General features: G+C 62.3%; 8 protein-coding genes. 6 read left to right on the top strand and 2 right to left on the bottom strand.

Going from position 1 to position 15,123, the window contains the following annotated elements; all coding sequences use genetic code 11:
* Window positions 1–14 precede the first annotated feature (14 nt).
* From J2X38_RS16225 to J2X38_RS16215, 3 genes are read left to right on the top strand one after another with little or no spacing between them, the layout of a single operon-like run.
* Window positions 15–1,601 carry an ATP-binding protein gene (locus tag J2X38_RS16225; protein ID WP_039575681.1) on the top strand — a complete coding sequence of 529 codons (1,587 nt, stop codon included), beginning with the start codon at window positions 15–17 and terminating at the stop codon, window positions 1,599–1,601.
* 36 nt (window positions 1,602–1,637) lie between these two features.
* On the top strand, window positions 1,638–3,260 hold the full coding sequence (locus J2X38_RS16220) for a radical SAM protein (protein ID WP_039575682.1): 1,623 nt from the start codon (window positions 1,638–1,640) through the stop codon (window positions 3,258–3,260).
* A complete protein-coding gene (locus J2X38_RS16215) occupies window positions 3,257–4,663 on the top strand; it encodes an ATP-binding protein (RefSeq protein WP_052208318.1) in 1,407 nt (468 codons plus the stop codon). The genes J2X38_RS16220 and J2X38_RS16215 overlap by 4 nt, the downstream gene beginning before the upstream one ends.
* Window positions 4,664–4,886: 223 nt before the next feature.
* On the opposite strand, the gene J2X38_RS16210 is transcribed toward J2X38_RS16215, so the two are convergent.
* The gene (locus tag J2X38_RS16210; protein ID WP_081997377.1) at window positions 4,887–7,550 is read right to left on the bottom strand and encodes a TonB-dependent receptor domain-containing protein; all 2,664 of its coding nucleotides are present in this window, start codon (window positions 7,548–7,550) and stop codon (window positions 4,887–4,889) included.
* On the opposite strand from J2X38_RS16210, the gene J2X38_RS16205 reads away from it, so the two are divergent.
* From J2X38_RS16205 to J2X38_RS16195, 3 genes are all read left to right on the top strand, one after another.
* The gene (locus J2X38_RS16205) at window positions 7,452–8,051 is read left to right on the top strand and encodes a Crp/Fnr family transcriptional regulator (RefSeq protein WP_310255448.1); all 600 of its coding nucleotides are present in this window, start codon (window positions 7,452–7,454) and stop codon (window positions 8,049–8,051) included. The two genes, J2X38_RS16210 and J2X38_RS16205, sit on opposite strands and share 99 nt — an antisense overlap.
* A gap of 299 nt (window positions 8,052–8,350) precedes the next feature.
* Window positions 8,351–9,187 carry a dienelactone hydrolase family protein gene (locus J2X38_RS16200; protein WP_158514389.1) on the top strand — a complete coding sequence of 279 codons (837 nt, stop codon included), beginning with the start codon at window positions 8,351–8,353 and terminating at the stop codon, window positions 9,185–9,187.
* Between the two features lie 5 nt (window positions 9,188–9,192).
* On the top strand, window positions 9,193–10,206 hold the full coding sequence (locus J2X38_RS16195; protein WP_158514388.1) for an ABC transporter substrate-binding protein: 1,014 nt from the start codon (window positions 9,193–9,195) through the stop codon (window positions 10,204–10,206).
* Between the two features lie 553 nt (window positions 10,207–10,759).
* On the opposite strand, the gene J2X38_RS16190 is transcribed toward J2X38_RS16195, so the two are convergent.
* A complete protein-coding gene (locus tag J2X38_RS16190; protein WP_039575694.1) occupies window positions 10,760–15,055 on the bottom strand; it encodes a strawberry notch family protein in 4,296 nt (1,431 codons plus the stop codon).
* Between the last annotated feature and the right edge of the window lie 68 nt (window positions 15,056–15,123).

The following is a 15,123-nucleotide window of genomic DNA, read 5'->3' as shown; positions in this document are numbered from 1 at the left end:
AGAAGGGATGAAAGATGACGAACGAAAGCGAAGCCCAGCCCAAGACGGATGAGGAACCGAAATTTCTGATCGGTTCCTATGTCCTCGAGACCTTGACGACGGGCATGTATGTCGAGCCGCGCGACGCGATCCGCGAATATGTGCAAAATGCGTTCGACGCGATAAGGAGTTCTCGTGACGGGTCGGTCGCGCTCCAGGCTCCGCCCCGCATCGATATCGTAGTTTCCGAGAGCGGCGACGGCTTCATTCAAATCCGCGACAATGGTGCGAGCATCACGGCTGAAAGGGTCTGGGAGACGCTGACCTCGATCGGATCGTCGCGAAAGACCGCGCGTCGCCAAGCCGGTTTTCGCGGAATCGGAAGGCTCGCGGGCATAGCCTATTGCGACAGGCTCGAATTTACCTGCAAGGCCCCCGGAGAAGCCGTTACCAGCATCGTCTCCTATAACTGCTCTGAAATCCGCAAGGCCCTGCGCGAAGGAAATGAAGAGCTCGAGCCCGTCTTCAGACGCAGTATTTCGCACGAGACGCGGGATGGCGAGGCCCTCGACGATCACTACACGCTCGTCACGCTCCACGGCCTCTCGGAAACGCCGGCCGAGATGAAAGACATCGCCTCGTTGGGGGACTATCTGCGCATGGTCGCGCCCGTCGACTATAAATCGCACTGGGCACCGGGCGAGGAAATCAAGCGGCACGCCGAGAATATCGGCCAGACCATTCCGACGGTTCCGGTCTTTCTGGGTCCGCCGGACGAACCGGGCGAGGAACTGCGAAAGCCTTACCAGCAGACCATCCATGCCGGTTCGAAACCCGCGACCATACGCCGCATCAATTTCTTCAACGGCGGCGAGGCTTCGGGTTCGCGCTGGTGGGGGTGGCACGCCGAGACTGCATTATACGGGATCGTCAAGGACGACTTCGGAGGCTTCCGCCTGCGCACGAAAAATATCCAGCTCGGCGACGCGGAGATATTGAGCCGCACCCTCGCAAAGCACGGCAAATCCTATTCGCGCTTCAGTGCCTGGCACATTGGCGAGATTTTCATCGAAGGCGACACCGTCTTTCCGAATGCGCGTCGCGACGGGCTCGAGGACTCGACGGCCTGGCGCGAGATAGAAGGTCAGATTCTCGCTGAAATCGTACCGCTCGCCCGCGAGGCCTACAAGGCGAGCCGGGAGCGGAAATCGAAGGATTTCGACAAGGTCAAACTGCAGACCGATACGGAAATCAAGGAGGTCGAGGAATCGCTGAAGCCGAAGGCAAATCCTCAGGCCGACGAGCCCCCACCGGATCGCAAGGCAACCGAGCGCAAATTGAATGCGGCCTTGAAGCGCCTCGAGAATCTCAACCTCGACGATTATACTGAGGAACAACAGACCGATATCCGCGAGTCCGGGGTTCGCCTTCGCGCGCTCGCCCAAGAGGCATCGGTTGTCCTGAAGCCGACGATCACGTCACGCCGGTCGTCGCCCAACAACGGCGACGTGCCCCACCGCGATATTCTCGACATCGTCTTCGACGTGCTCCAGTCGCTCCTCGATACCCGGACCTTCAACAAGGCGCGGCAATTGCTCCTGAAGCGGTTCCGGGATCTATGACCATGAAGGTAAAATTGACCGCCACAGGAGACCGTCATGGCCGGTCGTAGGATTCTGCTGATCGAGCCGGGCTACAAGAATAAATATCCGCCGCTCGGCCTGATGAAGATCGCGGCCTATCACGGCCCCCATGGCAAGGGCGACCATGTCACCTTCATCAAGGGGCAAGACCCGCGTGCCGAAGCGAGCGTGTGGGACCGCGTCTATGTCACCACGCTATTTTCCTTCGAGTACCGCAAGATCGGCGAGACGATCGACTATGCGCTGAAGCTGGTCGGCGGGCGCGCCGACCGCGTTTTCGTCGGCGGCATTGCGGCGTCGCTGATGACCGAGCGGTTCAAGACAGAGGCGCGCTGGCGGGGGGTGCGGTTCATCTCGGGCCTGCTGACACAGCCCCCGGCAACCGCCCTCCAGCTCGACGAATTTTACGGCGACCTCTACGCGGACGACCTTGGCGGAACGCCGATCGAGGATCTGATCCCGGACTATGCGATCCTCGACCAGATCGAATATGTTTACCCGGTCAAGGATGCCTATTTCGCCTATGCGTCCCGGGGCTGCATCCGCAAATGTCATTTCTGCGGGGTACCGAAGCTCGAAGGTGCGCAGCGCGACGCAGCTTCCCTCACCCACTATGTGAACGGCATTCGCGAGCGCCACGGCGAGAAGCGCGACCTTACCTTGATGGACAATAATGTCGTCGCGTCGCCGCGCTTCCGCGAGATTATCGCCGAGATTCGCGACCTCGGTTTCGAAGCAGGCGCGACGCTGAAGCGCCCGGGCGAACGCACGGCATCGAAGCGCCGGGTCGATTTCAACCAGGGCGTCGACGCCCGTATCCTGTGCAAAGATCCGATGTATCTGCAGGAACTTGCGACGATTTGCCTGAAACCGCTACGCATCGCCTTCGATCATCTCGGGCTGAAGAAGCCCTATGAACAGGCGATCCGATACTCGGCCGATGCGGGCCTTCGCGAATTGTCGAACTACATGCTCTACAATTTCCGCGACGACCCCGCAGATCTCTTCGAGCGGATGTGGCTCAACGTCCAGCTCAACGAAGAACTCGATATTCGAATCTGGTCGTTTCCCATGCGCTACCAGCCGACCGACCTGCCCGAGCGCAGCTTCGTCAGCGACGGCTGGACCCGCTATGAGCTGCGCTCGCTTCAGCTCGTCCTGCAGGCAACCCATGGTGTGGTCAGCGGCGCGCCAGAGTTTTTTCGCCGTGCCTTCGGCGCCGACGTCGATGCATTCCGGCGTATCTTGCTCCTGCCCCAGCATTTCATTTTCAATCGCGAATGGTTCGAAGCGGAAGGCGGACGAGGGCAGCTCGACGATTATGAAGCGGCGATCCGCCGACTTTCACCCTCGCAGAAGGGGGAGTTGCTCGCTAAGCTCTCGTCGCGGCATCCCAGCCGCTTCCGCGACCTTCGCGACGAGGAGGAGGATGACCTCCTCCGCCATGTTCTCGATTTCTACATCCCTTTGAGCAAGGATGCGGAGCGCGCGATTTGGGACAAGCGGGCGCGGACAACGAAGATTCCGGCCGACGCCCCTGCCCCAGATGAATTTGTCGAGGACGCCGGCCTAGAGGAAGAAGACATGTTCGTTCCATCACACACTCGCGCCGTCGGCTCCGAAAGGCTCGGTCTGTGAAGCGGGCCGCGCGCCAACCGTCGGCCTCGCCAGCCATCACCGGAACGGGCGCCTCGGCCTCGCCGGGCGACCTTGTCGTCATCGGAAAGGACATCTTGGAGCTGCTCAGCAGCGCTATGTACACTGACCCGCTGACGATCTACCGCGAATATGTACAAAACTCAGCCGATGCCATCGAGGCACGACGGCTCGACGGACCGCGAGGCAGAGGCCGGGTAGATATCCGCATCGACCATGATGCACGCTCGGTCCGCATTACGGATGATGGCACGGGCATACCCGTCAGCGAGGCTCCCCGGAGACTTCTGGCGATCGGAGGAAGCCGCAAGCGCGGAACGGATGCGCGCGGTTTCCGGGGCATCGGCCGCCTCGCGGGCCTCGCCTACTGTCGCCAGCTCCTGTTCCGGACCCGCGCCGCAGGCGACACCGAGGTTGTAGAGCTCAGCTGGGACTGTATGCGGCTGCGAGCGGCGCTGCGCGCACTCGGACAGAATGATGATCTGCCAGGCGTCGTCGACGATATTGTCACGTTAACGGTGCAGCCTGCAGATCCCTCCGACCCGCCACATTTCTTTGAGGTCGAGCTGCGCGACATCGTCCGACACCATCGACGGGATGCCTTGCTTAATGAGGAACTTATCGCTGATTATCTCGCCGAGGTCGCACCCGTCCCGTTCGACCGCGCCTTCTCCTTCGCGTCGGCTATCGAGCATCATATCAAGGCGCACGCACCGCTGCCCGAACTAGAGATCCGGATCAACGACGGCGAACCGTTGCGGCGCCCCCACCGCGACCAATTCCCGGCAAAGGCCAATGAGGACGGGCATATCTCGGAATGCGAACTTCTAACCTTCGAAGACCGCGACGGCGGTGTCGCCGCAGTCGGCTGGATCGTTCATCACGATTATCTCGGCGCCCTGCCGCGTCGTGCGCGCATCGGAGGAATCCGGCTGAGGGCCGGCGACATCCAAGTCGGCGACCACCAAGTCCTGATCGATTATTTCGCGGAACCCCGGTTCAATTCTTGGGCAGTCGCTGAAATCCACGTTCTGGACCGCCGGATCATCCCCAACGCTCGGCGCGACTTTTTCGAGCATAATGTCCATTTCAACGATCTGACCGCCCAGCTCGAGCCGCTGACCCGGAAGATAGCGAAATGCTGCCGCTCTGCTTCTGTTGATCGAAATCGAGCGAAGGCACTTCAGCAGACTGCGTCGGCGCTAGGGCAAGACATCCAGCTGCGAGACCTAAATGCCATCAACAGCGACATAAGACCCAAGCTGGAAAAATGCGTCAACGCGATGCGTGCCTTCGCCCGAAGGCACTCCAAAGGAGACAGTGTGGACGAGCCAGTTTTCGCCGCACTCAGTGAGTTGGAAGAGGCGTTGGGAAAGCAACCATAATTTTCTCGCCCCTAGCGACGAGCTTGTGCACTTTCTTGCCCGCTCCCGAAAGTCAGCTTTCAGGTATTATGCAACATCCGTTCGAATGACCAATATTGGGCGCATTTCTGCCGCATACCAAGGTGAGGTCGCGGTGATCGCGCCAAGCTTTTGACGGAGCGTGAAGGGATAAAGATGACCATATGCTGGTCGAAACCCATCGTGACGTCTATGTCAGACCCAATCAGAAGCGCCCCTTCACGGTCAGGCCGAACGTGCGGCGATCGCCCGGTATCTTGAAGAAGGGTGCCACGGGATTGGCCGACTGGATGCCGACGGCATAGATCTTGTCGAGCAGGTTGCGGCCCCAGATCTGCACCGACCAGCGATCGTCGGGATCCTTGATGCCCAGTCCGGCATTGGTCAGCCCATATCCCTCCTGCTCGCCATAGACGGACAGCGGATTGAGGAGGTTGGTCCGGCTGCGATAGCTCTGGTTCACGAATGCCGAAATGTTGAGGTTCGACGTGACCGGGGCTTCATAGTTGAGGCTGGCTTGCCCCGACCATTTCGGCGCGCCGGTTCGTTGTCCGGACAGGTCGAGGATGCCGGAACCATATTCGATCGGTGCCGGCGCGTTGGCATAGGATTTGTAAATCGCATCGTTATAGGCGCCGCTCAGCGACAGGTTGAAATGCCGATCGATGCGGTAAGCCGCATCGAATTCCACACCCCGCATACGAACCGAGCCGGCATTGCCGAGATAGGTGCCTAGTGCGAGGCGGTCCGGATCGATCTGTCCCGCCTGATAATCCTTGATGTCGTTCCAGTAGAGGTCGACGTTGAACGTGCCGCGGCGATCGGCGAAGCTGGTCTTGATACCAATCTCATAGGCCGTCGATTTTTCCGGATCGATCAAAAGCGGCCGGCCCGGCAGGGCAGAGAGATTGGCCGCACCCGATTTTTCACCATAGCTGACCGAGGCATAAGCAAGAATATCGTCGGTCAGCTTGTAGGACGGATTGATCAGCCAGGAGAAGGAGCGGTAGGTCCGTTTGCCTTCGACAAGGAAAGGACCGCCAAAAGCACTGACCAGCGCGGCGCGGTAGGGTTCCAGCCCGGCGGGGAGCGTCTCTCCGCCGAAGCTGCTGCCCGTATTGGAGGCTTCCTTGGTCTCGATGGTGTAGCGCAGGCCGCCGGTCAGCGTCGCGCGATCGGTGACGTGCCAACTCGCCTGGCCGAACGCGGCGTAACTGGTGATCCTGGCGCGGCCGAACTGGTCATATTCCACGCCGTCGAGCACCGACGCCGGTAAAAGCGGGCTGAGAAAATAGGTGGTCGCGTCCTTCTGGAACCGCGAGCGGTTGTTGCTGTCGATCTTCTCGCGCAGAAAATAACCGCCGACCTGATAATCGAACGCGCCGCCGGTGGGCGAGGCCAGGCGGATTTCCTGCGACAGCTGCGATACGTCGAGGTCGAACCCCGCCTTCAGGATCGAGAAGGGCGACAGGTCCGAGTCATGATCGGGCCGATAGCTATAGTCCCGCCAGGCCGAGACCGAGGTCAGCGTATGATCGCCGATTTCCACATCGAGCTGGTTCGACAGACCGTTGGTCTTCGATTTCATCAGGCCGAGCTGATCGGAATTGGCATTGTTGGGGAAATCATAGTTCGGGTCATAACCGAACAGGGTCCGCATCTTCCGCTCCCAGCCATTGCGGACGGTGCCGTCATTCAGCGTATTGACGTCGGCGAAGGGCGAATAGAAGTTGTTATATTCCGACGTTTCATAATGTTCGGCGATGACCCGATTGGTCACGTTGCCATTTTCGAACAGCAATTGGCCGCGCACCGCCCAGCGGTTGAGGTCCAGCAGCTTGCGGCCATTATATGCGTTGCGGGCCCAGCCATCCCCCTTCGTGTTATAGAAAGTGACCCGGTAGGCCAGCGTGTCGCCTGCAATCGGCCCTGTCGCATTGGCCCGGATTTCATAGCGATTGCGGTTGGCGACCGTGCCTTCCAGCTCAAGGCCCGGATCGAAGCTGGGCTTCTTGGTGGTAACGACCAGCGCACCGATGGTCGTGTTTTTGCCAAGCAGCGTTCCCTGCGGCCCGCGCACCAGCTCGACATGATCGAGATCGACGAAGTCCAGCCAGCTGAAGCCCACATGGGTGAAGAAGACATTGTCGACGATGAGCCCGACGCCCGGTTCCGCGCCGTCATTGTTGGCGTTGCCGCCCACGCCCCGGATATAGAGGCCGGACGTACGTGTATTTTGCTGAAGCGCGGAGAAGTTCGGTATTTTTCCAGCATAGTCGCTGATGCGGAACAACCGCTCATTGGCCACAGTGTCGCCGGAAATTGCCGATATGGACAGCGGCACATCCTGAAGCCGCTCTTCCCGCTTTCGCGCCATGACCACGATGTCACCCGGGGCGGAGCCATCCTCTTCCGACACGGCCGTGGCGGGCGCCTCGTTCTGCTGTGCCATGACAGGCGGGCAAAGCGCCAGCCAGGAAATCCCTGACAGGGCGGCAAACAGGTTGCGGTTCGGTCGGTTCATCTTATCCCCCTTGATGCTGCACGGACGGCCTCCTGCGAACCGGGATGCCTGATGCGTCCGCGCGCTTCGGGTCATCGACTTGTGCTTGTATGGCGCTACATGGCAGCATCGCCGGCGACTGTTCCTGGGGAGACAATTGGTTCGATGGTGAACAAAGCCGCTGTATTCGAAGCGATGCTGCGCAGCGGCGGCTGGCTTGCGACCCTGCCCGAAGCGGTGCGTCAGGCCGTTTTCAAAGCGAGCAGCGTGCGCACGATCGCGCCCGGCGCGGCGCTGTTCGAACAAGACGGCCCGCCGACCGGCCTGCACGGCGTTTTCTCCGGCGACATTCGTGTCGTCGGCCATTCGCGCGATGGCCGGGCGGTCATCATGGGCGTCATCCATCCCGGTGAGTGGGTCGGCTATCTGAGCTGCCTCGACGGCCTGCCGCACGCCTATTCAGGCATTGCGAGATATGGCGCCCGGACCTTGTCGCTGGCTCCTGCCGACGTGGCGCGTATCTTCGAGCGCGACGTCGCCACATACCGCTTGCTGCTGGCGCCCGAACTGGCGGCGGAGCGAAAGCTGGCTCAGTTCATCATCGAAGGCATGGGCCTGCCGCTCGTCCAGCGAGTCGCCGCGCGTCTCTGCGATCTCGGTCGATGGCCCTATGGCGAGGATGCGGGGCCGGTGTCGCCGCTGGACCATATCAGTCAGGAGGAGTTGGCGATGTCGGTCGGTGCCACGCGCCCCCGGATCAACGAGATACTGCGCGATCTCGCAAGCCGGGGCATGGTAGAGCTGGGCTATGGGCGCATCGTCGTCCGGGATGTAGCCGCGCTCGAACAATTTGCGCGTGGCGAGTGATCCAATTGTTCCCCTGAAGACAGACCCCGGCAGGCCATGCGCCAATATTCGCCTTCTTGCATGCGCGAATGGGGAGATACTCGATGTTTGTACGATTACTGGCCGCAACCTTGCTGGCAAGCCTCAGCCCGACGTCGGGCGCCGCCGGGGCGGACGCCCCCTTACCGACCGTCAGCGGCGCAAGCTTTGCTTCCGCGCCAGTCACGCTTTCGAACGGTATCAAAGGAACGATCATCTCGTTCGAAAGTCGCACGCCCACCGAGTGGGCGGCCACGATTCAAGGGGAAACAGGACCGGCGGTGACACTCAATGCGCAGATATTCCTCCCGGTCCGCCGCGAGAAGGAACTGCCCGCGATCATCATGGTGCCGGGCAGTGGAAATATCGGCACGCACCATCTGGCCGAGGCAGCCGCACTCAATTCGGCAGGCTATGCGGTACTGCTCATCGATCCGTTCCGCGCGCGCGGAATCGCGGACACCATCGCCGATCAGGGACGGCTGACCTGGGTCGCCAGCACTTATGACGTGCTGGCGGCGGTCCGCTATCTCCAGTCCAGAGGCGACATCGATCCGGCGCGGATCGGCGCGCTCGGCGGAAGCCGTGGCGGCACGGCCGTGATGATGGCCGCCGCCGCGCCCTTTGCCGAGGCGGTGCTGGGGCCAGGCAAGGGGCTGCGCGCGGTGGTCGCCGGCTATCCCTGGTGCGGGACGCAGTTCCAGTCGGCGCGCCTGTCCGGAGGGGCGGCGTTGCTCGTCCTTCAGGGCGACCGCGACGACTGGGTGTCGCTTCAGCAATGCCAGGATGCGGTTCACGCGATGATCGTCGGCGGCCAGGCGGCGTCGATGCGGATCGTGCCCGGCGCTCTCCACGCCTTCGACAGGGCAGACGTCCCGCCGACGCCGATCCCCGGGGCGATCACCTCCACGACCTTTCCGACCATCTACATGACCGATACGGGCATCTATATCGATCCACGCACTGGACAAGCCGACCCGGCGCTGACGGCGAAGGATTTCACGAGCTATGCCGCCAAGGCCGGTTTTGGGCGCAAGGGCGTGACGATCGGCAGCCGGCCCGGCGATGCCGAGGCCTTCATGAGCGAAATGACCGCCTTCTTCGCGAGGGAGCTGTGAAGCGCGTGTCTGCTGCGATCCTGATCGCCGCAATCGCCCTTGCATCACCGATAGCGGCAGCGCCCGAGGCGCCTTCCGGAACGATCCGCGTCGGCTATCTGCGCCTTGCCAACGCGCAACTGGTCAGCAAGGCGCTCGGCCTCCACGAGCGGGCCGGGCTAAAAGTCGAATGGGTGCCGTTCGAAACGGGCGGACAGGTCAACGCCGCCATTGCCGCCGGCCGGATCGACTTCGGAGCCGTTGGCACACCCCCCGCTGCGGCGGGCATATCGGCCGGACTTCCTTATCGCGGCCTCTTCATCCTCAACATGCTGGGCAGCGTCGAAGGCTTGGTCGTGCGGGCCGACCTCCCCATTTCCGCACCCACCGATCTTTCGGGTAAGCGGATCGCGGTTCCGTTCGGGTCGACGTCCTACTATCTCCTGCTGTCATTGTTGCGGCTGGAACATATTCCCGAAAATGCCGTCACGCTGGTCGACATGACACCATCGCAAGCGCGGACCGCATGGGACCGGCGAGAGATCGATGGCGCCTGGCTTTGGGAGACGGCACTTCATCAGATGGTAGCAGATGGCGGCCGTATCCTGATAGACAATCGCGACATGGCAAAACATGGCCTGGCTGTTGGCGACATCGCCGTAGTAACCAAGGCGCTAGCCGAGGCGCGGCCGGAACTGGTCGCCCGCTATGTACAAGCGGAATGCGCTGCGATCACGTTCTGGCATGACCACCCCGAGGAAACGGCGCAAATCGTCGAGCGCGAGCTGGGTGTCGATCCACAGGAGGCTGCGCGAATGATGCGCGGCACGGGAGTCCTGCCCTGCCGCCAGCAATTGACGTCGGCATATCTGGGACAAGACGGAAATGCAGGTGCCTTTGCACGATCACTCCATCCGATCGCGCGGTTTCTCTCAGGGCGGGGCAGAATCAGAGAGGTGCCGGACGACCGCAACTTTGACAATTTCTTTGACCTACGGTTCCTGAATAACGCCTACGCCGTTGAAACGACACAAAAATAGACACTTCCGGCTTCCGCCCGGCATACAAGCTGTTCCTCTTGGACCCGATGCGCTCATCGGCAACGCCGGCCTGAATTCGATGCTCGAAACTTTCTGTCCGATTTCAGAATTCTGCGACGACCGCCAGAGCAACCGATATCCGGCGCGAAGCCGACTGGTCGCTTCTCCGTTTGGAATGCTCGTTATCGCAACCGGCGCTCCTGAAGGGAGGCACTCCGGTTCGTCCGCAAAATAGATCACGACATCGACCGATTCCACGGGTTAGGTCGGCTTTCAGAATTAGTTGGGTCGGATCTGCGAGGCGAAGATCGAGACCGGCGTGGATAGAAACGAGCGTTTGCCGGAACGAAAGGGACTCGAATGGTCGCAGATGCACAGTCTGTCATGCGAACCTGCATCGTCTCGATGGCCCTGCGGACAATTCCGCCGCCACACCCGGCTCCGATTGCCTCGCTCCGGAGCGCGATGAGGGCCGTGTTGAAGCGGTCGACAAAGTCCTGATCGACCGGCAGACCCGAGCCAGACATGGCGTTCTCCTTCTTCGATTTTGGATTCACTGCGGCCGCTGGTCGATGATTGCTGCGAGGATTTCGTCGGCCTTTTCAGCCGGAAGGAAGAGCCGCGTCTTGTACTGGATCACCTCGCTGAACGCGCCGCGAGCCTTGAGCCATTCGCGATCCTGCGGCTGGAAATCCCGGACCTCAAAGCGCCGGCTACTGTTCACCATCGTGGAAACGAGGCGCGCGCCGTGGAGGCCCGGGATCAGTGTGCCATCGCCGCCACGCGCCGCCTCGATCAATTCAGCAGGGGTAAGCTTGATGGACGATTCAAGACCAAATGCGGTTTCCAGTTTCTCGAGCGCCGCGGGCATCACGATGCGTCCGAGTATCGAGGTTCCCGCTGCGTCATCGATCCGCCAGACGCGAACATCATCTTGCGGCAGCTTGTTCCAGACGGGCAGTAGGAGGCCGGTCGCAACGCTGATCGTATGAATATCGACCTTCTCGAGCGCCTCGGACACCTCTACGTCCCAGAAGGCCTTGAAGCTGTCGCGATCAATTTCCTTCCAGAAGGTCTGCCAAAGCTCGGCGAGTTGGATGCGCTTGGAACCCGTCGGTCGGACAAACTCCAGCATCTTGACTGGGCGCCCCTCGTCGTCGGTAATCGACCAGGATGGAACGCAAAGGGCGACGCGTCCCGAACGATTGTTGCGGAGATACTGGACATCTGTGGTGCCGCCCCAGATTCTGTCGAGGCGCGCCCATCCTGTAACGTGCGGCTTCAGATGAAGCTCGAGGCGGAGCAGCCGGGTTTCGGCGCCGGACACCGGGTCCTTCTTGAGCACCCGCTCCGAGATCGGGACGATGTGCTCGGCGCGGATCGCCTCGACGCCGAGATCGAGCGTTCCGGCTTCGCGCGCGGCGTCGACCCGGGCCTGTATTAGACCCATATACTCCTCGAAGATCGCATTCTGAGTCGCGATCCGCAGCGCGAGGATGCGGTTGAGCCATCGCTGGATCGGCGGCAGCTTGTCGAGCAAGGTGCCGTGCTCATCGACGAGCTTCAGACCGGTGATGATCTGGAGCTTCTCGAGGCTGACGCTCGCGAGCTTGCCCGCGTGGAGAAGGTGATACCACTGGGTCAGGGCCTCGCGGGCGTAGCAGCTTTCGAGATTATCGGCCGGATCGAACAGGTTCTGGCCGCCCGTCTGGCGTTGGCCGCGCGTGAGCGCGCCGAGCATGTCGAGGCGGCGAGCGATGGTGCTGATGAACCGACGTTCGCCCTTGCAGTTGGTCGTGACGGGGCGGAACACCGGCGGCATCGATTGGTAGGTGCGGTGGGTGCGGCCGAGGCCCTGGATCGCGATGTCGGCGCGCCACCCGGGCTCGAGCAAGAAATGGATGCGCCGCTTGTGCGCTGTGGGGCAACCCAAGTCGGCATGATAAGAGCGTCCGGTGCCGCCCGCCTCGGAAAAGACGAGGATAGGCTTTCGCCCCGACATGAAATTGTCGGTCTCGGCGATGTTGGAACTGGACGTGCGACGCTCGACCTTCTGCCGGCCTTGCCCGTCGACGACGATGCGCCGCGTGCGTCCCGTGACTTCCGCGACCATGTCGGTCCCGAAATGCGCGAGCAGGAAGTCGAGCGCAGCCGGAACCGGCGGTATCGAGCAGAGCCGCTCGATCAGCTCGTCGCGCGCGTCGACCGCTTCCTGGCACAGGACACCGTTGCCCTCGTCGTCAAGCATCGGCTCGGAGCGCATCGATCCATCGGTCGCGCGAAAGGCGCGCATCTGGCGCGTCGGGAAGGCCGTTCTCAGATAATCGATCAGCGTGTCGAGCGGCGAGACATCGATCGACAGGTTCGCGCGTTCTTCGGGCGAAAGATCTGCAAGGCGGCGGCCGAGAATTGCCTCGGCCGTGCTGGTGAGTTGGACGACGGCGACATGGCCCGTGGCGAGTTCATCCTCGATAGCGCGAACGACCGTCGGCATCTTCATCGAGATCAGGACCTGCGAGAAGAACCGCTGCTTCGCGCTCTCGAACCGGCTGAGCGCCGATCCCTTGGCCTGGGCGTTCATCGTCTGGCCCGACATGCGGTCGACGATGTTCGATGCCATAAGGACCTCGTCGAGGTTCTGGTGGATGATGGCCCACGCGTCGGCATAGGCGTCGTAGATGTCGATCTGGTCGGGCGTGAGCTGATGCTCGAGTGGGTCATATTCGACGCCGGCGAAACTGAGGGCGCGGGCCGTATAGAGGCCCATGGACTTGAGATCGCGGGCGACGATTTCCATCGCGGCGATGCCGCCATCCGTCATCGCAGCGAGAAAGCTGTCACGGTTGGCAAAGGCGGTGCCCGGACCCCAGAGGCCGAGCCGCGAGGCGTAGCTCAAATTTTCGGGCTTCGTCGCACCGGTGGCCGATTCATAGACGACGCGGGCGCGCGGCAGCGCATTTTGCAGGCGGACCCCGGCAAGGCCCTGTTCGGAACCCTTGGCCCGCCGATACTCGTCCTTGGTGCCCGCGGCGTTGCCCATCGAATGGGATTCATCGAACAGGATCACGCCTTCGAAGTTTGCGCCAGTCCACTCGAGAATCTGCTGCAGGCGCGAGCATTGGTCGTGGCGCTGGGACCGGAGCGTCGCATAGGTGAGGAAAAGGATGCCGCTCGCCATGCCGATCGGCTGGCCGAGCGGAAAGGCGTCGAGCGGCTGGACATCGATCGGAAGTCCGCCAAGCGCGCTCCAGTCGCGCCGGGCATCTTCAAGGAGCGTCGCGCCCCTAGATATCCAGATCGCGCGCTGGTTGCCGCAGTTCCATTGGTCCCGAATGATCGCAGCGCCTTCGCGGCCCTTGCCCACGCCCGTCCCGTCGCCGATGAAGAAACCCATGCGATAGGCGGGGCCTTCGGAATCCTCGATCAGCAGGTCGCCGGCGGTGTTGGTGACGAACCGGCTCGGCAGGTCGCGCGAGAAGGCATCGCCTGCGTAGATGATCGCTTCGAGTTGGGCGTCGGACAGCGACTCGCTCGCCCGCTTCTGGAAGAGCGGACGATATTGGGGGATCGGCGGCAGAACCGACGCCATGGCGAGCGATTCCACGAGATTGTCGGGGTGTGGCTTCGCGCCCGGAATATCGATGCGGGCGAGCCGCCAGGGCGCGTAGATGCCGACCGGATCGCCGACCGGCAACGGCGTATCGCGAACCGAATAGGCGAGCGGCCGCGCCGAATCATCCTTGGCGGCAATCCGTGAAGGCGCAATGATCCTGGGGCCAGCGAGGCCGGAGAAGAGCGAAGACGACGAAGGCCCCAGCGCGGGCCGCATCGGGATCACCGCCGGGGACGCGGGCGGCGGTTCGTCGGACGGGTCAAGCCGCGGCGGAAGCGCGAGCACGATCGGCAGCGCCGCCTCGATCGTGTCGACCGTGTGTCGCTCAGTTTGGCCGATCCAGCCCTTGTCGAAGACGATCAGGCGGATAGCGACGCTGGTACCATGCTTCGCATAGGGGCGGCCGAGAATCGTGATCTCGACGCGCGGGCGGGCAATTTCGGCGACGGAGACATAGCCGCTCGCACCGCTCGCATCGTGCGCGAAGGTCGGCGACATGATCGCGACGCAGCGTCCGCCCTCGGCAAGACGCAGCAGCGCGGAGCGAAGATGGCGAGCCCCGGCATGACGGTCCTGGCCGCGCGCCTCGCTACGGCTGAAGGGCGGGTTGATCAGGACGACGGTGGGCCGAACATCCGCCGGCAGTCGGTCGTTGATAAATTCGGCGTCATGGGTCGTGACCGCGCGGCTCGTCACGAGGGAAAGCAGCGCCGCCCGGCAGGGATCGCGCTCGTTGAGCGAGACGCTCGCGCCGGCGGCAATCGCGTGCGCCGCGAGCATGCCCGTGCCCGCCGACGGTTCGAGCACATGATCGTCGGTCATGATCGCCGCCGTTCGGGCCGCTAGCCAGGACAGCGCGGCGGGCGTGCTGAACTGCTGCATGTCGATCTGGTGCTCGCTGCGGTAGGTCTGGGTCGGCAGCGCCTTCTCAAACGCGAGGATATCCGCGAAATCATCTTCGGGCGCGCAGTCCGGGTTCGGTTCATTGTCGGGCGCGAGCGTGTCAGAAGCCTGCGCGGCTTCGAGCGCGTCATAGGCATCGCGCATCGACCAGCGCCCGTCGGCATCGGACCCGCCGAACGCTTCGGTCATCAACCGCTTGAGCAGGGAGCGAGTCACCGATTGCGGAACAGCAAGCCGGTCGCGCAGTGCGCGCGCGACGCCATAGAGGCGTTCGGCGTTTTCTCGGGCCGCGGTATCCGGGATTTCGGCAAGCCTCAGAAGCGGAAGGGTCATGGCAATTCTCCTGAAGAAGTTCGGGAGCAACACGCCCCCGCTGCCATCGCCCTTCCCCCTCTCCTCCC

The organism is Sphingopyxis sp. BE235, from assembly GCF_031457175.1.
GTDB lineage: Bacteria > Pseudomonadota > Alphaproteobacteria > Sphingomonadales > Sphingomonadaceae > Sphingopyxis.
The sequence above is the reverse complement of the archived record's forward strand: the minus strand, read 5'-3'. Positions and strand labels throughout refer to the sequence as shown.